The organism is Amycolatopsis regifaucium, assembly GCF_001613935.1.
Classification (GTDB): domain Bacteria; phylum Actinomycetota; class Actinomycetes; order Mycobacteriales; family Pseudonocardiaceae; genus Amycolatopsis; species Amycolatopsis regifaucium.
In genome coordinates this window covers 1-19,873 of the sequence record NZ_LQCI01000014.1, presented here as the reverse complement: position 1 = coordinate 19,873, position 19,873 = coordinate 1, and the positions used below count along the sequence as shown (strand labels likewise).

Sequence of the window (19,873 nt, the reverse complement as noted above, 5' to 3'; positions counted from 1 at the left end):
GCTGTCCACAGTGGAGGCAGGGAGACTGACTGCGGCCAACTGACTACAGCAGGCGGACGGAGGGCGGGACAACCGACTTTCTTCGGATCTTTCGACCGATGATGGTGATTAACGGACGTTCGTCGCGAAGCGCCGACGAATGGCGTAGCCCAGAGCGCCTAACGCCAGTACTCCGGAACCGGCGAGCACCGAAACCGCCGGAAGGCTGAACGCGAGCACCACGCAGCCGAGCAGGCCCACCACGGCGATCACCCGCGATCCCGGCCGCAGTGTCAGCGCGCTGGCGTTCGCGACGGCGTAGTACGCCAGCACCGCGAACGACGAGAAGCCGATGGCGCCGCGGAGGTCGACGGTGCTCGCGAGCAGGGCGACGACGACGCCGACGGTGAGTTCGGCCCGGTGCGGGACGCCGAAGCGGGGATGGACCGCGGTCAGGTAGCGGGGAAGATGCCCGTCGCGCGCCATGGCCAGCGTGGTGCGCGAAACACCCAGCACGAGCGCGAGCAGCGAACCCACCGCGGCGAGCACCGCGCCCACCCGCACCGCGGGGGTCAGCCACGACCAGGACGACCGCTCGACGCCCTCCGCGATCGGGTCCGGGCTGCGGCCCAGCAGGTCCGGCCCGAGCTGGTACAGCAGGACGAAGCCGAGCACGGCGTAGACGACCAGCGCCAGGCCGAGCGCGATCGGCACGGCGCGGGGGATGGTGCGCGCCGGATCGCGGACCTCCTCACCCAGCGTCGCGATCCGCGCGTAGCCGGCGAACGCGAAGAACAGCAGACCGGCCGCCTCCAGTACGCCGCCGACGCCGGGCACGACCGACGGGCCGGAAGCCCCCGCCCGCATGGTGCCGCCGAAGAGCATCGCCGCCACCGCCAGCGTGAGGATCGTCAGCGTGATGGACACGATCAGCCTGGTCGCGAACGCCGAGCGCTGGACGCCGCGGTAGTTGAGCCCGGTCAGTGCCGCCACCACACCGACCGCGGACAGGCCCCGCCACGGCTGGCCGAGCCCGGGGGCGGCGTAGGTGACGACGGTCAGCGCCATCGCCGCGCAACTGGCGGTCTTGCCGACCACGAACCCCCAGCCGGCCAGCTGGCCCCAGAATTCGCCGAGCCGTTCGCGTCCGTAGACGTAGGTGCCGCCGGACGCCGGATAGAGCGCGGCCAACCGTGCCGAGGACGTCGCGTTGCAGTAGGCGACCACGGCGGCGAGGGCCAGCCCGGCGGGGAGCCAGGCCCCCGCGGCCCGCGCGGCGGGGGCGAAAGCGACGAAAACCCCCGCCCCGATCATGGAACCGAGGCCGATGAACACGGCGTCGCGGGTGCCGAGCCGCCGGGCGAGGGAGTTCTGTTCGTCCACGAGTGTGAGCGTGGCATGAACACTTCGTTCGGGTCAGTACAGCCCAGGTGAATACGGCCTAAGATCTCGACAGTGAGAACACGTTCACCAAGAGTCCATCCGTCTGCCGACGGCCCGGTCCGGGACGGTATTCCCGAACACGGCCGCATTCCACGTTATTACGCGGTTAAAGTCGATCTGCTCGACGTGATCTCCGAATTGGGGCAGGGTGCGGTACTTCCCACCGAAAGGGAACTGTCCGAGCGTTTCGAGGTTTCCCGGGCGACCGTCCGCCAGGCCGTCGGGGAACTCGTGCTCGAAGGCCGTCTCAGCAGGCGGCAGGGTAGCGGCACCTATGTCGCGGGCCCCAAGCTCGTGCAGCCGCTCGCTTTGGTGAGTTACACCGAAGGACTCAGGAGGCAGGGCATCGAGCCGGGCCGGAATCTGATCTCTTTGGAACGCCGGGAAGCCGGTCCGTCGCTGGCTTCGGAACTGGAAATCGATCCCGACGACGACGTGATCCACATCGAACGGGTACTGCTGGCCGATGATGAGCGGGTCGGGCTGGAATCGACCTACCTCACCTCCGCGCGATTCCCCACGCTCATGGATGTGTTCGATCCCACACAGTCGCTCTACGCGTGTTTACGGGAAAGGCTCGGTGTGGTCTTCGAAGGCGCCGAGGAGCGAGTGGAGACCGTGCTCGCCACCCCGCGGGAGGCGCTGTTGATCGGGACGAATCCGGCACTGCCGATGCTGCTGATGCACCGGACCTCGTGGGGCACCGACGGCATCCCGTTCGAACGCGTCCGGTCGCTGTTCCGTGGCGACCGGCTGTCCTTCGAGACCCGTCTCGGCCGCGTGGAGTAACCCTCCTTCACGCGTTTAGTCCTCTGGACGCGGTACTTGCACTTTCAACGACCGCATGTAGAGGACGAAACGGGAGATAATGTAACGCAAAGATAACAGGTCTGGTCCAAGTTTCGGAGGTACTTCACCTAGGGTTAGAACCACCGTCACGAGGCGTTGGTGCGCGCGGACGAGCGTCTGCGGCGTGCGAATCCTCATCATCGGCGGCGGAGTGCTCGGCACTCAGCACGCCTGGCAGGCCGTCGAACGCGGCCACGACGTCGTCCAGATCGAACGCGAGCCCGAAGCCCGGGGCGCGTCCGTGCGCAACTTCGGGCTGGTCTGGGTCGGCGGCCGCGCCACCGGCCCCGAGCTGGAGACCGCGGCCAGGGCGCGGGTGCTGTGGGAACGCATCGGCGAACGCGTGCCGGGGATCGGCTTCCGGCCGAACGGCTCGCTCACCGTCGTCCGCACGGAGGCCGAACTCGCCGTCGCCCGCGCGGCGGCCGCGGGCACGGAGGAGCGCGGCTTCAAGCTGCTCGACGCGGCCGAGACCCGCGCGCTGAACCCGGCCCTGCGCGGGGACTTCCTCGGCGCGCTCTGGTGCGACCGCGACGCCGCCGTCGAACCACGCGTCGCCCAGCCCGCGCTGCGCGCCGAACTGGCGAAATCCGGCCGCTACACCTGGGTGCCCGGCCGGGAGGTCCGCGACCTGACCCCCCGGGGCGTCGTCGACGACACCGGCGAGAGTCACGAAGGCGACGTCGTCGTCCTGTGCACCGGCGCCTGGACAGGCGGCCTGGTGAAGGAACTCGCCGGGCCGACCCCGATCCGCCGCGTGCGGTTGCAGATGGCCCAGACCGAACCTCTGGGTGAAACGCTCACCACCACCGTCGCCGACGCGGACAGCTTCCGCTACTACCCCGCATACCGCGGTGATGCGCTCGACGACCTCAACGCTCGCCAGCCGCAGGGTGCCGTCGCCACGGCGAACGCCATGCAGCTGCTCATGGTGCAGCGCCTCGACGGCTCGCTGACCATCGGCGACACCCACGAGTACGACGAGCCGTTCTCCTTCGACACCACCGAAGACCCGTACGACCACCTGGCCGAGGTCGCCGGGGCACTGCTCGGACGGCCGCTCCCGCGCATCGCCCGCCGCTGGGCCGGGGTCTACGCCCAGACCGTCGACACCGCCCGGATCGTCCACCGCGCCCGGGTCGCGGACAACGCCTGGCTCGTCACCGGCCCCGGTGGCCGGGGCATGACCTGTTCCCCCGCCATCGCCGAAGACACCGCCGAGGAGCTGTCGTGGTGACCACCGAACTCGTCGTCCTGGACATGGCGGGCACCACCGTCGCCGACGACGGCCTGGTGATCCGCGCCTTCACCGAGGCGATCGCCGCCGCCGGAGTGTCCGAAGAGGACACACGCTATCCGGGGATGCTCGACTACGTCGTCGAAACCATGGGCCAGTCCAAGATCGTCGTCTTTCGTACCCTGCTCGACGGGAACGAGGATCTCGCCCAGCGCGCGAACACCGAATTCCAGGCCGCCTACGGAAAGCTCGTCGCCGACGGCCACTGCGAGCCGATCCCGGGCGCCGAGGAGACGATCCAGGAGCTGCAAGCCCGGGGCGTGAAGGTCGCCCTCACCACCGGCTTCGCGCCCGCCACCCAGAACGCGATCCTGGACGCGCTGGGCTGGCAGGGCCTCGCCGACGCGGTCTTGGCGCCGGGAGACGGCGTGCGTGGCCGTCCGTTCCCCGATCTCGTCCTCACCGCCGCGTTAGGGCTCGAAATCGGCGACGTCCGCCGGATCGCCGTCGCCGGCGACACACCCTCGGACATCCAGACCGGCCTCTCCTCGGGCGCTTCGCTCGTCGCCGGCGTGCTCACCGGATCGGCGACGAAGCCGGAACTGGAAGCCGCCGGTGCCACCCACGTCCTCGAATCCGTCCGCGACCTCACCGCCCTGCTGTCCTAAAAGGAGCTTTGACGACATGAAGAAACTCGCGGCCACCGCCCTCGCCGGGCTGCTCGCGCTCACCCTGGCCGCCTGTGGTGGCACCGCCGGCGGCGCGTCCGGCGACCAGACCGTCACACTGTACACAGTGGACGGTCTTGAAGACTGGTACGCCCAGCGTATCGAGGAGTTCAAGGCGAAGACCGGCATCACCGTGCAGGCGGTGACCGCCGGATCGGGCGAAGTCGCCTCGCGGGTGGAGAAGGAGAAGGCCAACACCCAGGCCGACATCCTGGTCACCCTCCCGCCGTTCATCCAGCGCGCCGCGTCGCAGGGGCTGCTCGCCGCCACGGCGCCGTCCGGGGCCGACCAGGTGCCCGCCGGGCAGAAGGACGGTCAGGGCCGCTACTTCGCCATCATGAACAACTACCTCAGCTTCATCCGCAACCCGCAGGTCTCGCCCAAGACCTGGGACGACCTGCTGGCGCCCGCGTTCAAGGGCAAACTCCAGTACTCGACTCCCGGTGAGGCGGGCGACGGCACCGCGGTACTGCTGCAACTCCAGCACGTCCTCGGCGAACAGGGCGCGCTCGAGTACCTCACGAACCTCGAAGCCAACAACGTCGGCCCGTCGTCCTCCACCGGGAAACTGCAGCCGAAGGTCGCCAAGGCCGAGATCCTGGTGGCCAACGGCGACGTCCAGATGAACCTCGCCTCGATCGAGAAGAGCGGTGATTTCGAGGTCTTCTTCCCGGCCGACTCCCACGGCAAGCGGTCCACGTTCGCGCTCCCGTACTACGCGGGTCTCGTGACCAACGCGCCGCACGCCGAGAACGCCAAGAAGTTCCTGGACTTCCTGCTCTCGCCCGAGGTGCAGGGCAAGGCCGTGGACGCTTTCGGCGCCCCGGCGCGGACCGACGTCACGCCGTCCGGGCCGCGGGCGGACAAGGTGAAGGCGGCGCTCGACGGCGTCGAGATCTGGCAGCCGGATTGGGACGCCGTGCTCGCGAAGCTCGACGCCGACCTCGCCGCCTACAAGAAGGCCGTCGGCCGATGACCGCGGCGGTCGAGTTCCGCGGGGTGTCCGTCCGCTTCGGCCAGACGACGGCTCTCTCACCACTGGACCTCACGGTGGCGAGAGGGGAGACGCTGGCGATGCTCGGGCCGTCCGGCTCCGGCAAGTCGACGGCCTTGAAGGCCCTCGCGGGTTTCGTCGTGCCGAGCACCGGCCGGGTCCTGCTCGACGGCGAGGACGTCACGGACCTGCCACCGCATCGGCGTGGTCTCGGCGTGGTCGTCCAGAGCTACGCGCTGTTCCCGCACATGCGCGTCGAGGCGAACGTCGCTTTCGGGCTCAAGGCGCGCAAGACTCCCCGCGCCGAGACCGAGAGGCGGGTCGCCGAAGCGCTGGAACTGGTCGGGATGGGCAAGTACGCCCGCCGCTACCCTCGCGAGCTTTCGGGCGGGCAGCAGCAACGCGTCGCGCTCGCGCGGGCCCTGGCCATCCGGCCGCGCGTGCTGCTCCTCGACGAGCCACTGTCCGCTTTGGACGCGGCACTGCGTGAGGACATGGTCGCGGAACTGCTGCGGCTGCGTGCCGAACTGCCCGACACCACGCTGATCTACGTCACCCACGACCAGGGCGAGGCGCTGGCGCTGGCCGACCGGATCGCGGTCATGCGCGACTCGAAGCTGGTCGAACTCGGCCCGAGCCGGGAGCTGTACCAGCGCCCGTCGACGGAGTTCACCGCGAGTTTCCTCGGCGCGTCCAACCTCATCCCGGTGGAGCCGATCCAACCCGACAGCACCCGCGTCCGGCTCGGCGGCCGCGAACTGGTGGCGGATCCGTCCGGTGCGCTCCGGGCGGGGCAGCCGGTCGCGCTCGGCGTCCGGCCGCACCGCGTCGGGATCACCGCGGCCGACGCCCCTGGCGCGTTGCCCGCGATCCTGCGCGGCGTCCAGTGGCGCGGCACGGGGTTCCGGCTCGACCTCGAACTCGCGCACGACGGCGGCGAGGTACGGGCCGAAGTGCCGGACGTCGAGGGGCTGCCGGGCGTGGGTGAGCGGGTCGGAGTGTCCATTCCGGACGGCTGCCCGCTGGTGGGCATCGGATGACCGGCCTCGCACTGGCCGCCACGTCGGCACCGGCGCGGCGGCGGGAGAAACCGGCGGCACGCGGCTGGCTCCTGCTGCCCCCGGTGCTCGTCCTGCTCGGGTTCTTCGGCTACCCGCTCGTGCTCGTCGTCCTGCAGTCGCTGGAATCGAAGACCGGCGAGTTCGGTTTCTCGGTGTGGTTGGACGTCCTGGGTTCGGCGGAATTGCGGGACGCCGCCTGGAAGACCGTCGCGCTCGCTCTCGGTGCCACCGCGGGGTGCGTGGTGCTCGGGACGTTCCTCGCGCTGGTGATCGCGTTCGTCCCGTTCCCCGGCGCCCGGGCGCTCTCGCGGCTGGTGGACACCGTGCTCGCGTTCCCGTCGTTCCTCATCGCGCTCGCCTTCACCTTCATCTACGGCAGTGCGGGAATCCTCGGCGCCGGCGGTTTCCTGTACTCGCCGTTCGGGATCCTGCTGGCGGAGATCACCTTCTACACGCCGTTCGTGATGCGGCCGGCGCTCGCCGCGTTCGGCCAGGTCCCCTCGGCGCAGATGGAGGTCGCGGCCAGTCTCGGCGCGAAACCCGGACGCGTGCTGCGTCAGGTGATCCTGCCGGAAGCCCTCCCGTCACTGGCTTCTGGCGCCTGCCTGACCATGCTGCTGGCGATGAACGAGTTCGGCATCGTGCTGTTCCTCGGCGCCAAGGACGTCACGACACTGCCGATGCTGGTCTACGGCAAGGGAATCGTCACGTTCGACTTCCCGCAGGCCTGTGTCATCGCGGTGGTCAACGTCGTGTTCTCCCTTGCCCTGTACGGAACTTACCGGCGTCTGACGAAGGGAGGCCGTCGTGCTGCTGTGGACGAGGCGTAGCCGGATACTGCTGTGGACGGTGTTCGCGGTGCTGTTCACCGCGATCGTGCTGGCGCCACTGCTGATGATCGCGCTCGCGTCGGTCGCCGGCAACTGGACCGGCCTGCTACCGGGCGCGCTCACCGGTTCGCACTTCGCGCAGGCGTTGTCCGGGGAGACGTTCGCGAGTCTTTCGGTGAGCATCCAGACCGGTGTCATCGCCTCGCTGGTCTCGGTGCTGCTGGGGACCTGGGCCGCGCTCGCCGCGCGGTCGGCCGGTCCTCGGGTCCGCAAAGCCGTCGATGCGCTGTTCCACCTGCCGATCGCGGTGCCTTCGGTGGTGCTGGGACTGGCGTTGCTGGTGGCGTTCAGCCGTCCGCCGCTGGCCTTCAACGGGACGCGCTGGATCGTGCTGCTCGGGCACGTGATGATCCTGCTGCCGTTCTCCTTCAGCACCGTCTCCGCCGCCATCGCACGGATGGACCCGCTGCTGGCGCAGGCGGCGGCGAGCCTCGGGGCGGGGCCGGTGCGGGTGCTGCTCCGGGTCCGCCTGCCGGTGCTGCTGCCGTCGATCTCGGCGTCGGCGAGTCTCGCGCTGGCGATGTCGATGGGTGAACTGGGCGCGACGATGATGCTGTACCCACCGGACTGGCGCACGCTGCCCGCGAGCATTTTCGCGCTCACGGACCGGGGGCAGGTGTTCCTGGCCTCGGCGAGCACGGTGCTGCTGCTGGCCGTCACCCTCGCCGGGGTGGTGCTTCTCGGGCTGGTTCGCGGACGTGCCGCCCAGCGTTGAAGGACAGAGCGGTGATGCAACCCGATCGGACGCTCGCTCCGTCTTGAAGCCATGAAGAACGCAGCGAAGACGCTAGGCGCGGGGCTCGTGCTCGCCGCGACGGCGGCCTGCGGCGCGGGCGGCCCGGGAGCACCGGCGAACACGAGTACTCCGCCGGTCGTCACCACACCTTCGGCTCTGCCCACCTCACTCCCGGCGAGCCCGCCGGTCGCGAAACCACCGATGTCACGGCCGACCGCCGGCCCGCCGCCCTCAGACGCGATGCTGCCGCCGTCGCAGGTCGAAGCCAAGGTGCCCGCTCAAGTCAGCGCGGGAACCGGCACGACCTTGAACGTGCACGTCGAAATCAGCGGCTGCGACGAGGCGACGGCGAACCTGGCCGAACAGAACGCGCGACGGGTCGTGGTCAAGATCAAGATCGACCACGGCGATCCGGGACGGATGTGCCCGCAGGTCATCCGCTACGTCGTCCTGCCGGTGCGGCCGGCCGAGCCCATCGGTTCGCGGACTGTCGTCCTGGAAGGGAGTTGAGATCGTGTGCAACCCCATGACGGCTTCGTTCCGTCCTCAGCACATGAGGTACTTAACGAATGTCATCGGCCTGGGCCTGATCGTCGTTGCGGTATCCGCCTGCGGGGCGCAGAACCCGGCGGTGGAACCGGGGAGCGGCCAGGGCAGCGGCAACCTGAGTACCGTGCCGCCGTCCTCGTCCCCGGCGCCCGCGCCCGGGAGCCAGTCCGGCGTTCCGAACGCGCCGCGGCAGGAGGTGCCGGAAGGCAGCACCCGCGTGCCGGACAAGCAACTCGACGCGTCGGCGCTCCCCGCGGACTACCCGCGTGAGGTCCACACCAGCAACGGCGGGACGATCTTGAACATCCGCGGCCAGGAAGGCGGCTGCGGGCACGCGACCGCGGAGGCCGCGCAGCAGGACGGGACCCGGGTCACCATCAACCTGACCGAACTGAAGGGCCAGACCGGCCAGATGTGCACGATGGACATCCGGTTCCCGGTGATCTCGGTGACGCTGGCGGCGCCGCTGGGGGAGCGGACCGTTGTGCTGAAGCAGATGCGGTAACGCGCCTCGTGTGTCCCCGGCGTGCAGGCGTGCAATGAAGGGGCCTTTCATCGCAAAATTTGCAATGAAAGGCCCCTTCATCTCACCGGCGGAGCGGTGACCGGACCAGTCACCGGAAGCTGATCTGCAGCACCGGTTCCGAAGTGGCCTCGAAGAAGTCGTTGCCCTTGTCGTCGATGACGATGAACGCGGGGAAGTCCTCGACCTCGATCTTCCAGACCGCTTCCATCCCCAGCTCGGCGTACTCGAGGACCTCGACCTTCTTGATGCAGTCCTGCGCGAGCCGCGCGGCCGGGCCGCCGATCGAACCGAGGTAGAACCCGCCGTGCTCCTGGCACGCGGCGGTCACCTTCTTGGACCGGTTGCCCTTGGCCAGCATCACCAGGGAACCGCCCGCCGCCTGGAACTGCTCGACGTAGGAGTCCATGCGGCCCGCGGTGGTCGGCCCGAAGGAGCCCGAAGCGTAGCCCTCCGGCGTCTTCGCCGGGCCCGCGTAGTACACGGGGTGGTCGCGAAGGTACTGCGGCATCTCTTCGCCCGCGTCGAGCCGCTCGGCGATCTTCGCGTGCGCGATGTCGCGGGCGACGACGAGCGGGCCGGTCAGCGACAGGCGGGTCTTCACCGGCAGTTGCGAGAGCTGGGCGCGGATCTCGGCCATCGGGCGGTTGAGGTCGACGGTCACCACCTCGTCGGACAGATCGTCCTCGGTGACGTCGGGCAGGAACCGCGCCGGGTCGCGTTCGAGCTGCTCCAGGAACACGCCGTCGGCGGTGATCTTCGCCTTGGCCTGGCGGTCGGCCGAGCACGAGACGGCGACGCCGACCGGGCAGGACGCGCCGTGACGGGGCAGGCGGATCACGCGGACGTCGTGGCAGAAGTACTTGCCGCCGAACTGCGCGCCGATGCCGAACTGGCGCGTCATCTCCAGCACCTGCTGTTCGAGGTCGACGTCGCGGAAACCGTGACCCAGCTCGGAACCCTCGGTGGGCAGGTCGTCGAGGTAGCGGGCCGAGGCCAGCTTCGCGACCTTCAGGTTGAACTCCGCCGACGTACCGCCGACGACGATCGCGAGGTGGTACGGCGGGCAGGCCGCGGTGCCGAGGCTGCGCAGTTTCTCGTCGAGGAACTTCGCGAGCCGCTTCGGGTTCAGGACCGCTTTCGTTTCCTGATAGAGGAACGTCTTGTTCGCGCTGCCGCCGCCCTTGGCCATGAACAGGAATTCATAGCTCGGGTCGCCTTGGCCGTCTTTGTGATAGAGCTCGATCTGCGCGGGCAAGTTGGTACCCGTATTGCGCTCGTCCCAGAAATTCACCGGCGCCATCTGCGAATAGCGCAGATTCAACTCCTGATAGGCGTCGAAAATGCCTCGCGACAACGCGCGTTCGTCGTCGGCGCCGGTGAGCACGCCTTCGCCGCGCTTGCCGATCACGATGGCGGTGCCGGTGTCCTGGCACATCGGGAGGACGCCGCCGGCGGAGATCGCCGCGTTGCGCAGCAGGTCCATCGCGACGAACCGGTCGTTGCCACTGGCTTCGGGATCGTCGACGATCGCGCGCAGCTGCGCCAGGTGCGACGAGCGCAGCAGGTGCTGGATGTCGGTGATCGCGGTCTTGGCGAGCTTGGTCAGCGCATCGGGCTCGACCTTGAGGAACTTCCGGCCCGCCGCCTCGACGACCTCGACACCTTCGGTGCTGAGCAGCCGGTACTCGGTGTGGGTGTCCTTCGCGAGCGGAAGGACTTCAGTGTGCTGGAACGTGGTGGGCGCCACTGCGCGGGCTCCTTTGCCGGCATCGGGAACCCGCCCACGGTACTAGGCGGGCCTCGGGTGACCGGCGTCACGTCCAGCCGAAGGCGACCGGAATGCAATTCGCGGACCGCAATTTGTCGCGGGGCCGCACAAAGTGGTTCGGGAGGCCGGGCCCACCCCGACGGACCCGACCTCCCGGGGAAAGCGATCCGGGCGCGAACACCCGACCGCGAAGACTTATTACCTGCTCGACGGTCTCGTGACGCAGGTCATAAGTCAACGCTGCCGAACGGGTGTCGCTTTTCGAGCGTCTAAAGGCGCAGTGGGGATTACGAAGCGTATGCGCGCAAGCGGTCGGCCCGCTCGCCCTGGCGAAGCTTCGACATGACCTCTCGCTCGATCTGGCGAACGCGCTCACGGGAGAGCCCGAAGTGCTTGCCGATCTGGTCGAGGGTGCGCGGCTGGCCGTCGTCGAGGCCGTAACGCAGGCGGATCACCTGGGACTCCCGGTCGTCCAGCGTCGCGAGCACGCGGCGCAGGTCGTCCTGGAGCAGACCGGAGATCACGGCGCTCTCGGCGTCGGTCGCCTCGGAGTCCTCGATGAAGTCGCCGAGCGGGGCGTCCTCCTCGGTGCCGACCGGCATGTCGAGGCTCACCGGGTCACGCGAGTGGTCGAGCAGATCGGAGATCTTGTGCGCCGGAATGCCCGATTCCGCGGCCAGCTCCTCGTGCGTGGCGTCGCGGCCCAGCTGCTGGTGCAGGTCACGCTTGATGCGGGCCAGCTTGTTCACCTGTTCCACCAGGTGAACCGGCAGCCGGATGGTGCGTCCCTGGTCGGCCATCCCCCTGGTGATGGCCTGGCGGATCCACCAGGTGGCGTAGGTCGAGAACTTGAACCCCTTGGAGTAGTCGAACTTCTCCACCGCGCGGATCAGACCCAGGTTCCCCTCCTGGATCAGGTCGAGCAGCGGCATCCCCCGGCCGGTGTAGCGCTTCGCGAGCGAGACCACGAGGCGGAGGTTGGCCTCCAGCAGGTGGTTCTTCGCGACGTGGCCGTCACGCACGAGGGCGGCCATCTCGGAGCGCCGCTTCGGCGTGAGGTTTTCGGCGGTGTCGATCACGTGCTGGGCGAACACCCCGGCTTCGATGCGCTTCGCCAGCTCGACCTCGTCGGCCGCGGACAGCAGTGCCGTCTTGCCGATTCCGTTGAGGTACACGCGAACCAGGTCCGCGGCCGGGCTCTGGGCGTCGAGGTCGGCGTCGGTGAGCACCCCCGCTGTCACCGGCTCCTGGGTGGATTGCGCCGGGATACGGCGCTCGCGAATCCCGCGCGCTTCGCGTTCGAGAGTCTGGACTGACATTCTGCCTCCCCGGTCACGGGCTGAACGTGCTGCGATGTGTCCACCGGATCCGTCTCGGCGTAGCAAGCCCTGTGGAAACCCGCTACTCCTCGCCGTCCCAGCTTGGCTGGACACTTGGCTCAACGCCGGGAGGTCCGAAAACGTTCCCGGCCGCTACAGAGGAGACGGGCGGCTGACCTGGGGCGTTGCTCCACCAACCCTGAGCTTTTCCTGAGAATGCCCGCGCGGGAGGAACAAACGTGGTCTAGACCTCTAAGAGAACCGTGAACGGACCGTCGTTCACGCTCCGGACCGCCATCATGGCACCGAACCTGCCCGTTTCGACCCGTGCCCCGCGTTCGCGCAAAGCGGCGACCACGGCTTCCACGAGCGGCTCGGCGGCTTCGGGCCGGGCGGCCGCCGTCCACGACGGNNATCCCCGTCCACGACGGACGGCGGCCTTTCCGGGTGTCGCCATAAAGAGTGAACTGGCTCACGACGAGCAGGGGAGCGCCAGTGGTGGCACAGGACTCCTCGTCGCGAAGTATGCGAGCTTCGTGCAGTTTGCGAGCCATCGTCACCGCCTTCGTCACGTCGTCGTCGACGTGGATTCCCAGCAGCACCAGCAAACCCGGCTCCGCGATGGCGCCGGTCACGTCGTCGCCGACGGTCACGCTCGCTTCCGTGACCCTCGCCACCACCGCCCGCATCAGACGGCCGGGAGGAGCATGCCGTGCCGGACCAGTTCGCGGACGACGGGCAGCGCGGCGGCGGCCAGTTCCTCCGGTTCGAGACCCTGAGCGGCCGCCAGGAGCACGATCAGGTCTTCCAGCGGGAGCGCGCCCTGGCAGCCGGCGAGCAGCCGGGTCGCCAGTTCGTCGACCTCGTGCGACCACCCGGGCCCGTCGGTGCGGTGCAGCCGCTGGACGGTCGTGGCCCAGCCCTCCTCACCCGGCTCGGCGACGCTCTCCAGCAGGACGCTCTCCGGAACGCGGAACCGGACATCGAGGAGCGAGTCCCCGTTGGCGCGCAGCCATTCCACCCGGTCCAGCCAGTTCCCCGCCTCGGCGCCCAGCGGGTCGTCGTAGGCCTGTCGGAGGTCTTCGCACACGATGGTCGGCGTCCGGCCCGCGGCGCGGCGAAGGGTGACGAAGCCGAAGCCGATGCCCTGGACGTCGTTTTCGGCGAACCAATCGAGCCACGCGCCGGATTTCGCGCGGCCCTCGGGGGAGCGGGGGTCGATACCCGCGTCACGCAGCCACGTGCCGACGTACAGGCCCGGATCCGCGATGTCCCGCTGGACGAACCACGCGTCGGTCTCGGCGGGAAGCCAGCGGGTCACCCGATCGCCCCAATCCTCGCCCGCCACGTGCAGCCAGGACGCGAGGAGCTGGCCGGTGCCGCCGTCGTTGAGGAAGCCGGGCAGCTGCCGCACTACGAGCGCGCTGGCGTCGTCGCCGGCGAGACCGGAGTCGCGGTAGGTGTAGTCGACCCTCGGCGGGCCGACCACGAATGGCGGATTGCAGACGATCTGGTCGAACCGGCGGCGCGCGACCGGCGCGAACCACTCACCCGGTACGAGTTCGACGTCCAGTTCGTTGAGCCGGAAGGTGGCCGCGGCGAGCGCCAGCGCGCGGGCCGAGACGTCGGTGGCGGTGACCTTCTTCGCGTGGCGCGTGGCGTGCAGCGCCTGGACACCGTTGCCGGTGCCGAGGTCGAGCAGGCTGCCGACTTCGCGGCGGCTGGTGGCGCGGATCAGGCTGAGCGAGGCGTGCCCGACCCCGAGCACGTGGTCCTCGGGCACGGTCTGGCCGAGCACGTCGGCGTCGAGGTCTGAAACGACCCACCAGGAGCCTTCGTCGTCACCGTGCGGGCGGACGTCGAGTCCGGCCCGGTAGCCGTCGGCGGCGGGGACGAGCAGGGTCGCGGCGACCGCGTCATCCAGGGCCAGTGGCGCGAACGCGGCCTCGACGTCCTTCTCCGGCTCGGTCGAGCCCAGGAGGAACAGCCGGATCAGCGTGCCGAGTTCCCCGGCGTCGCGGGTCGCGCGGTAGGCGAGTTCGGGCTCGCCGCGGCCGAGGGCGGCGTGCGCGGAGCCGAGGGCCTCCACGACGCCGTCGGTGTCGTAACCCGTCCGGTGGAAGGCGTCCCGCAGTCTCGCGCAGACGTCGTCGGACAGGTCGGGGAGGGCCGCTCGTGTGCTCACGGTGGGTAATACTGCCAGGATTGGGTCGTGAGCCTTGAGAGTGTCCTGGCGCCGCTGCAGGCGGCGCTGCCCGGCTGGGAAGACCTGTACACCGACCTCCACCGGTATCCGGAGCTGTCGTTCGCCGAAACCCGCACGGCCGCCGAACTGGCCCGGCGCCTGGAGGCCGACGGCTACGAGGTGCACACCGGCATCGGCCGCACCGGCGTCCTGGGCGTGCTGCGCAACGGCCCCGGTCCGAAGGTGATGCTGCGTGCCGACATCGACGCGTTGCCGGTCGAGGAGAAGACCGGCCTGCCGTACGCGAGCACCGCGCGCGGGGTCGACGCCGACGGCCGCGATGTCCCGGTCATGCACGCCTGCGGTCACGACATGCACGCCACCTGGCTCTCCGGCGCCGCCTCGCTGCTGGCGGCCGGACGTGAGCACTGGTCCGGCACGCTGATGGTCGTCTTCCAGCCGGGTGAAGAAGCCGGGGACGGCGCCGCCGGAATGGTCCGCGACGGGGTCTTCGGGCCCGCGGGCAAGCCCGACGTCGTACTCGGCCAGCACGTCGTCCCCGGTCCGGCGGGCTGGGTGCTGACCAGGCCCGGTGTGCTCATGGCGGCCACCGACGCGCTGCGCGTCACCCTGCACGGCCGGGGCGGGCACGGCTCCCGCCCCGAGACGACGGTGGATCCCGCGGTGCTCGCCGCGTCCGTGGTGCTCAAGTTGCAGACCATCGTTTCGCGGGAGATCTCGGCGACCGAGTCGGCGGTGGTGACCGTCGGTTCGCTGCACGTCGGCACCGCGCACAACATCATCGCCGACCACGCCGTGCTCGAGGTCAACATCCGGTCGTTCGACCAGGCCGTGCGGGAGAAGGTGATCGCGGCGGTCGAACGGATCGTGCACGGCGAGGCGGCCACCGCGGGCGCGCCGAAGCCGCCCGAGATCGAACGCATCGGCGCGTTCCCGGTCACCGAGAACGACGAGACGGCCACCGACGAACTCACCGCCGCCTTCCGCGACCACTTCGGCGAGGGCCGGGTCATGCCGGCGCCGCTGGTCACCGGCAGTGAGGACTTCAGCGAGTTCGGCCGCGCCGCCGGGGTACCGTCGGTGTTCTGGCTGGTCGGCGGGATGGACGAGCAACAGGTGCTGACCGCGATGGCCGCCGGGCGGTTCGAGCAGGACGTCCCGTCGAACCACTCGCCGCTGTTCGCGCCGATTCCGCACCCGACGCTTTCGGCGGGCGTCGAAGCTCTCGTGGTCGCGGCCTGGCATCGGCTCACCCACCCGGGTGTCGGATGAGCCCGGCGAGTGGGAGCATGGAGGCCGGAGGTGGTGCTGTGAACGCGCCCGCCCACGGTCCCGAACCGAGGGAACCCGCTCCGGTGCTGATCACCGAAGCCGCCCCGTCCTACGAAGACCAACTGGCCAAACGGAAGCGGAAGTACATCATCATGATGTCGTGCCGCATCCCGTGCCTGATCCTCGCCGGGATCTTCTACCAGACCTGGTGGCTGGCCCTGGCGTTGATCGCGATCTCGATCCCGCTGCCGTGGATCGCCGTCCTGGTGGCCAACGACCGGCCGCCGCGCAAGAGCGAGTCGGTGAACCGGTATCAGGCCGAACCGACCCGCATCGAGGGCGGGACGCATCGCGTCATCGACGGCGGCTGACTCGGTTCACGCGCGCTGTCGCGTGAGATGAAAGGCCCCTTCATTGCAAAATTTGCCATGAAGGGGCCTTTCATAGCGCTCTCTCCACTCGGTCCCGCAGGGGGTGGTGTTCTCACCTCAGCTTCGGGCGGGGCACGAGCGCCACGCTTGAGACGCTGACCGTCCCCGGCGAGGCGCCTCGGCCACGCCACCTTTAACGCGTCCCTGCGTGTTATGAACGGGACTTTCCTCCCAAAATTGGCGATGAAAGTCCCGTTCATAACACGGCAGGACCCGCTACGGCTGCGGACCGACCTTCGCCACCGCCTGCGCACCCAGCCGCGTACCGGCCCGAAGGACCTCCACCGTCGACTCGCCGCGCAGCCACGCCGCGAGCACTCCCGCGTCGAAGGCGTCGCCCGCGCCGGTGGAATCGACGCAGTCGGCGGGCTGTGAAGGCACCGAAGTGATGTTGCCGCCCGCGTCGACCCAGCTGGCGCCGTCGAGACCGGCGGTGACCACGACCTCGCCGACGTAGCCCAGCAGGTCCTTCGCCGCCGCCGGATCACTGGACCCGGTCAGCGCGACCAGTTCGCTCGTGTTCGGCATCAGCAGGTCGACGCCGCGCACGTCTTCGAGGAACTGCGCCGGATCGGTGATCAGCGTCGCCGCCTGCGGGTCGACCGACGTCGTCAGCCCGGCTTTCTTCGCCGCGGCCAGCGAGGCGAGCGCCGCGGGCCGTGACGTCGGGTACAGCAGGACGTAACCGGAGAGGTGCAGGTGGCTCGCCCCGGTGAGCGCCTCCTCGGTGATGTCTTCGGGGCTGAACCGCGCGTTCGCGCCGCGGTCGGCGAGCATGCTCCGCTCACCGGCGCCGTCGACGAGCACCACGACGCAGAACGTCGGTTCCTCGGGATCCACCGCGAAGGAGCAGCGGACGCCCGCCGCCTCCAGTTCGCCCTTGACCATGCGGCCGCCGGAATCGTCGCCGATCCGCGCGATCAGTGTGGTCTCCGCGTCCTCGGCGCGCAGCCAGAGCGCGGTGTTCGCGCCCGCGCCGCCGCTGGTGAAGTGGACCTTCGCGCGGATGTCGCCGCCGTGCGGGATGGGGCCCTCGTGGCGCGCGACCACGTCCAGGCCGACGTCGCCGACGACCACGATGCCGCTCATGCCGCGTTCCCGGCGAGCGCGACGGCCACCGCGGTGGCCAGTTCCGCGTTGGACAGCACCAGTGCCTCGTTCGCGTCGAGGCTCACCCCGCCGCTGGCGGTGTGGAAGTGCTCCAGCAGCACCGGCGTCACGTCGCTGCCGTGCACCCCTCGCGAGCGCAGGAGTTCCAATCCTTCGGCGAGCAGCCGGTCATGCAGTTCTTTGTCCATTTCGGACGCTTCGGGGATCGGGTTCGCCAGCAGTACCCCGGAATTCGCGTGCGCCCGATGCGCGGCGATGACGGCCGCGGCCTGCGCGGCGTCGTCGACCCGCCACGGCACCTCGAAGCCGGACGAGCGGAGGTAGAACGCGGGGAACTCGCCGGTGCGGTAGCCCAGGACGGGTACCGAGTTGGTCTCCAGCACTTCGAGGGTCGCGGCGATGTCGAGTACCGACTTCACCCCGGAGCACACGACCGTGGTCGGCACCTTCGCGAGCACGCCGAGGTCGGCCGAGACGTCCCAGCTCTGCGCCGCGCCCATGTGCACGCCGCCCAGCCCGCCGGTGGCGAACATGCCGATCCCGGCGGCGGCCGCCAGCGCCGCGGTGCTCGCGACCGTCGTCGCCCCGGAGCGGCCGAGGCCGACGGCCGGGCCGATGTCGCGCAACGAGAGCTTGTCCAGGTCCGCGCCGGGCGCGCAGACCCGCTCCAGGTGTTCGCCGGTGAGCCCGATCAGCGGGACGCCGTCGAGCACGGCGATCGTCGCGGGCACGGCGCCGCCGTCCCGCACGACCCGCTCCAGCCGCTTGGCGACGTCGAGGTTGCGGCCGGGCGGGAGACCGTGGGAGAGGATGGTGCTCTCCAGCGCGACGACGGGATCACCGTCGGCGAGGGCGGAGGCGACCTCTTCGTGAAGGGACAGTTGCGGAGTCACGAGCGAACATCATCGGTGATGTGGGTCCGTGTCACGCCAGCGGGTCAGTTCGGTGGCGAGGTTCTCGCGGGCCTTGCCCTCCCAGCGTGCCCGCGCGATGTCACTGCGGTACAGCCGCGGCCTGGCCAGCAGGTTCTCCAGCACGGTCGTGCGGCCGGCGCGCCAGTCCTCGTCGGAGTAGATCGAGTATTCCGCCCGGACGCCGCTCGCGTACTCCTCGTAGACCTCGGGCGACGCCCCGAGGACCGCGAGATCGGCGTCGAGCAGCGCTGTGGCGAGGAGGTCGTCCTCGGGGGCGGAGTGGTCGATGGTGGCGAGGATCAGGCCTTCGGCACGCGCGATGTCGGCTTCGGGGACACCCGCGTTGGTGAGTTCGGCCCGGGTCCAGGCCGCGCTGGCCTGCTCGTCCTCGCCGGGACGGGCGTCGTAGACGACGTCGTGCGTCCACGCCGCGATGGCGACCAGAGCGCGTTCGCGGGCGCTCAGTCCGAAGGCGACGGCAAGCGCGCCGCTGTCGTGGGCGACGGCGGTGGCGTGCCGGAGATCGTGATAGCGGCGGTGCGGCTCGGCGTAGCGGGTCTCGAGGTCGTTCCACGCGACTGCGGCGATCTGGTGGTCGCCGCCGAGCCGGGTGACCGCGGTGGTCCAGCCCATCAGTCGAAGATCCCGCGCGCTTTGGCCACCTCGTGCAGCCAGCCTTCCAGCTGTGGCTCCCACTTGACCCGGTCCAGCGCGGTGTGGTCGACCTTGAACAGGCCGAGGAACTCCTGTCCTCGCCCGCCGAACCCGCCGCTCTTGGACACCCGGACGCACTTGGTCACTTCCAGTACGACCTGCGTCTCCGCGGCCGAGGACAGGAAGGTCACCGCCACCGAGGTGAAGACGGGCGCGAATCGCGGCGAAGGGGTGAACCGGATCTCCTGGAAGAAGGGCAGCTGCTGGGTCGCGCCGTCGATCCGGCCGCGTTCCAGCACCGCTTCGCGGAAGACGAACCCGATCCGGCTGAAGGCGTCCAGGATCCGCTTCTGCGCGGGCAGCGGTTCGATCGCGGCGCCGTCGACGTCGACCGGGTCGGTGACGGAGTTCGCGATGTCGAGGCTGGTCTGCAGGCCGACGGCCATCCCGGGCAGCGGCTTGCCGAAGACGCTGGAGATCGGCGTCTCCCAGGGGAGGGCCACCTCGAACGGGATGCGGACCTGCTGCCCGGCCGCGACGCGCTCGCGACCGGCCAGCTGCTGGGTGCCGAACTCGAGGTCCTCGACGCCGGGGGCGCGCTCGCCCGGGATCTGGACGCGGGCGAGCAGCTTCACCGCGAGACCGTTGATCTCTTGATCGACTTCCCCGCCGAGCAGCAGGACCTCGCCGCGCAGGTGGCGGCCGGGGGAGACCGTGCGGTCGAGCAGCCGGGCGTCGATCTTCGCTCCGCCCGAGCCGAATGTCGCGAGCACCTTCTGGAACATGGGCGAGATCCTGCCAGGTCCCCGGTGTGCGCAGGAGGATTTGGGGCATTATGGAGGGGTGAGCACACAGACCCTTCCGAAGCCGGATACCCGTCCCGAGGGCACCGACGGCACCGACGACGACGCGCCGAAGATGTTCCACTACGTGCGCAAGAACAAGATCGCCGAGAGCGCGGTCATGGGAACGCACGTGGTGGCGCTCTGCGGTGAGGTCTTCCCGGTGACGAAGTCGGCGAAGCCCGGTTCGCCGGTCTGCCCGGACTGCAAGAAGATCTACGACGGTCTCAAGCCGGGCGACTGACGGCTGACCTTCCAGTGTCCGAAACCGGACAAAATCTGAAAATCCTTCACATGGTGGCTGCCCGGCCCGGTTTTCGCTGGTAATTCAGTACCGCCAGCGAAAACCCGCCGGGACGGAGCCT

At 69.7% G+C, this 19,873-nt stretch carries 20 protein-coding genes and 1 pseudogene; 12 read left to right on the top strand and 9 right to left on the bottom strand.

The window, feature by feature from the left end; translation table 11 throughout:
* Positions 1-108: 108 nt before the first annotated feature.
* Positions 109-1,362 carry an APC family permease gene (locus AVL48_RS16935; protein ID WP_061987240.1) on the bottom strand — a complete coding sequence of 418 codons (1,254 nt, stop codon included), beginning with the start codon at positions 1,360-1,362 and terminating at the stop codon, positions 109-111.
* A gap of 72 nt (positions 1,363-1,434) precedes the next feature.
* On the opposite strand from AVL48_RS16935, the gene AVL48_RS16930 reads away from it, so the two are divergent.
* The 9 genes from AVL48_RS16930 to AVL48_RS16890 all read left to right on the top strand — a co-directional run bounded on the left by AVL48_RS16930 (position 1,435) and on the right by AVL48_RS16890 (position 8,971).
* Entirely contained in the window at positions 1,435-2,211 is a 777-nt protein-coding gene (locus AVL48_RS16930) for a GntR family transcriptional regulator (protein WP_061987238.1), read from the top strand.
* Positions 2,212-2,395: 184 nt separating this feature from the next.
* Positions 2,396-3,508, top strand: coding sequence for a TIGR03364 family FAD-dependent oxidoreductase (locus AVL48_RS16925; protein ID WP_061987237.1), 1,113 nt, complete (start codon positions 2,396-2,398; stop codon positions 3,506-3,508).
* Positions 3,502-4,176 carry a phosphonatase-like hydrolase gene (locus AVL48_RS16920; protein ID WP_061987235.1) on the top strand — a complete coding sequence of 225 codons (675 nt, stop codon included), beginning with the start codon at positions 3,502-3,504 and terminating at the stop codon, positions 4,174-4,176. The genes AVL48_RS16925 and AVL48_RS16920 overlap by 7 nt, the downstream gene beginning before the upstream one ends.
* A gap of 16 nt (positions 4,177-4,192) precedes the next feature.
* Positions 4,193-5,212, top strand: coding sequence for a 2-aminoethylphosphonate ABC transporter substrate-binding protein (locus tag AVL48_RS16915; protein ID WP_061987233.1), 1,020 nt, complete (start codon positions 4,193-4,195; stop codon positions 5,210-5,212).
* Positions 5,209-6,270, top strand: a complete 1,062-nt coding sequence (locus AVL48_RS16910; protein ID WP_061987231.1) for an ABC transporter ATP-binding protein — start codon at positions 5,209-5,211, stop codon at positions 6,268-6,270. The genes AVL48_RS16915 and AVL48_RS16910 overlap by 4 nt, the downstream gene beginning before the upstream one ends.
* Positions 6,267-7,121, top strand: coding sequence for a 2-aminoethylphosphonate ABC transporter permease subunit (locus AVL48_RS16905; protein ID WP_061987230.1), 855 nt, complete (start codon positions 6,267-6,269; stop codon positions 7,119-7,121). Before AVL48_RS16910 ends, AVL48_RS16905 begins: the two co-directional genes overlap by 4 nt.
* On the top strand, positions 7,099-7,896 hold the full coding sequence (locus AVL48_RS16900; protein WP_061987228.1) for an ABC transporter permease: 798 nt from the start codon (positions 7,099-7,101) through the stop codon (positions 7,894-7,896). Before AVL48_RS16905 ends, AVL48_RS16900 begins: the two co-directional genes overlap by 23 nt.
* A gap of 51 nt (positions 7,897-7,947) precedes the next feature.
* On the top strand, positions 7,948-8,427 hold the full coding sequence (locus tag AVL48_RS16895) for a hypothetical protein (RefSeq protein ID WP_061987226.1): 480 nt from the start codon (positions 7,948-7,950) through the stop codon (positions 8,425-8,427).
* Positions 8,428-8,470: 43 nt separating this feature from the next.
* Positions 8,471-8,971 (top strand): hypothetical protein, encoded by a 501-nt coding sequence (locus tag AVL48_RS16890; protein ID WP_061987377.1) that lies wholly within the window; start codon positions 8,471-8,473, stop codon positions 8,969-8,971.
* Positions 8,972-9,080: 109 nt separating this feature from the next.
* Here AVL48_RS16890 and AVL48_RS16885 read toward each other — a convergent pair whose 3' ends face one another.
* The 4 genes and pseudogenes from AVL48_RS16885 to AVL48_RS16870 form a co-directional block, all read right to left on the bottom strand.
* A complete protein-coding gene (locus tag AVL48_RS16885; RefSeq protein WP_061987224.1) occupies positions 9,081-10,739 on the bottom strand; it encodes a fumarate hydratase in 1,659 nt (552 codons plus the stop codon).
* 308 nt (positions 10,740-11,047) lie between these two features.
* Positions 11,048-12,079 carry a sigma-70 family RNA polymerase sigma factor gene (locus tag AVL48_RS16880; protein ID WP_074038062.1) on the bottom strand — a complete coding sequence of 344 codons (1,032 nt, stop codon included), beginning with the start codon at positions 12,077-12,079 and terminating at the stop codon, positions 11,048-11,050.
* A gap of 244 nt (positions 12,080-12,323) precedes the next feature.
* Positions 12,324-12,768: pseudogene (gene dtd, locus AVL48_RS16875) on the bottom strand (D-aminoacyl-tRNA deacylase).
* On the bottom strand, positions 12,768-14,264 hold the full coding sequence (locus AVL48_RS16870; RefSeq protein ID WP_061987220.1) for a DUF7782 domain-containing protein: 1,497 nt from the start codon (positions 14,262-14,264) through the stop codon (positions 12,768-12,770). Before AVL48_RS16870 ends, dtd begins: the two are co-directional and overlap by 1 nt.
* Positions 14,265-14,291: 27 nt before the next feature.
* Here AVL48_RS16870 and AVL48_RS16865 point away from each other — a divergent pair, with 27 nt between their 5' ends.
* Together AVL48_RS16865 and AVL48_RS16860 are read left to right on the top strand one after the other, a co-directional pair.
* Entirely contained in the window at positions 14,292-15,557 is a 1,266-nt protein-coding gene (locus tag AVL48_RS16865; RefSeq protein ID WP_061987219.1) for an amidohydrolase, read from the top strand.
* 17 nt (positions 15,558-15,574) lie between these two features.
* Positions 15,575-15,928, top strand: coding sequence for a DUF3099 domain-containing protein (locus AVL48_RS16860; RefSeq protein ID WP_061987217.1), 354 nt, complete (start codon positions 15,575-15,577; stop codon positions 15,926-15,928).
* Positions 15,929-16,204: 276 nt separating this feature from the next.
* Here AVL48_RS16860 and AVL48_RS16855 read toward each other — a convergent pair whose 3' ends face one another.
* Genes AVL48_RS16855 through AVL48_RS16840 form a run of 4 tightly spaced genes read right to left on the bottom strand, consistent with a single transcriptional unit; the run spans position 16,205 to position 19,451 of the window.
* A complete protein-coding gene (locus tag AVL48_RS16855; RefSeq protein ID WP_061987215.1) occupies positions 16,205-17,077 on the bottom strand; it encodes a carbohydrate kinase family protein in 873 nt (290 codons plus the stop codon).
* Positions 17,074-17,991 (bottom strand): pseudouridine-5'-phosphate glycosidase, encoded by a 918-nt coding sequence (locus AVL48_RS16850; protein WP_061987213.1) that lies wholly within the window; start codon positions 17,989-17,991, stop codon positions 17,074-17,076. Before AVL48_RS16850 ends, AVL48_RS16855 begins: the two co-directional genes overlap by 4 nt.
* Before the next feature lie 9 nt (positions 17,992-18,000).
* Positions 18,001-18,645 (bottom strand): HD domain-containing protein, encoded by a 645-nt coding sequence (locus AVL48_RS16845; protein WP_061987211.1) that lies wholly within the window; start codon positions 18,643-18,645, stop codon positions 18,001-18,003.
* Positions 18,645-19,451 (bottom strand): sporulation protein, encoded by an 807-nt coding sequence (locus tag AVL48_RS16840; protein WP_061987209.1) that lies wholly within the window; start codon positions 19,449-19,451, stop codon positions 18,645-18,647. Before AVL48_RS16840 ends, AVL48_RS16845 begins: the two co-directional genes overlap by 1 nt.
* 58 nt (positions 19,452-19,509) lie before the next feature.
* On the opposite strand from AVL48_RS16840, the gene AVL48_RS16835 reads away from it, so the two are divergent.
* A complete protein-coding gene (locus AVL48_RS16835; protein WP_005164469.1) occupies positions 19,510-19,752 on the top strand; it encodes a DUF3039 domain-containing protein in 243 nt (80 codons plus the stop codon).
* The last annotated feature ends 121 nt before the right edge of the window (positions 19,753-19,873 follow it).

What these genes read in the sequence shown, in the direction of transcription:
- AVL48_RS16915 (WP_061987233.1), top strand. Translation starts at nt 4,193, where the DNA reads ATGAAGAAACTCGCGGCCACCGCCCTCGCCGGGCTGCTCGCGCTCACC.
- AVL48_RS16910 (WP_061987231.1), top strand. Translation starts at nt 5,209, where the DNA reads ATGACCGCGGCGGTCGAGTTCCGCGGGGTGTCCGTCCGCTTCGGCCAG.
- AVL48_RS16905 (WP_061987230.1), top strand. Translation starts at nt 6,267, where the DNA reads ATGACCGGCCTCGCACTGGCCGCCACGTCGGCACCGGCGCGGCGGCGG.
- AVL48_RS16895 (WP_061987226.1), top strand. Translation starts at nt 7,948, where the DNA reads ATGAAGAACGCAGCGAAGACGCTAGGCGCGGGGCTCGTGCTCGCCGCG.
- AVL48_RS16890 (WP_061987377.1), top strand. Translation starts at nt 8,471, where the DNA reads ATGAGGTACTTAACGAATGTCATCGGCCTGGGCCTGATCGTCGTTGCG.
- AVL48_RS16880 (WP_074038062.1), bottom strand. Translation starts at nt 12,079, where the DNA reads ATGTCAGTCCAGACTCTCGAACGCGAAGCGCGCGGGATTCGCGAGCGC.
- AVL48_RS16860 (WP_061987217.1), top strand. Translation starts at nt 15,575, where the DNA reads ATGGAGGCCGGAGGTGGTGCTGTGAACGCGCCCGCCCACGGTCCCGAA.
- AVL48_RS16855 (WP_061987215.1), bottom strand. Translation starts at nt 17,077, where the DNA reads ATGAGCGGCATCGTGGTCGTCGGCGACGTCGGCCTGGACGTGGTCGCG.
- AVL48_RS16845 (WP_061987211.1), bottom strand. Translation starts at nt 18,645, where the DNA reads ATGGGCTGGACCACCGCGGTCACCCGGCTCGGCGGCGACCACCAGATC.
- AVL48_RS16840 (WP_061987209.1), bottom strand. Translation starts at nt 19,451, where the DNA reads ATGTTCCAGAAGGTGCTCGCGACATTCGGCTCGGGCGGAGCGAAGATC.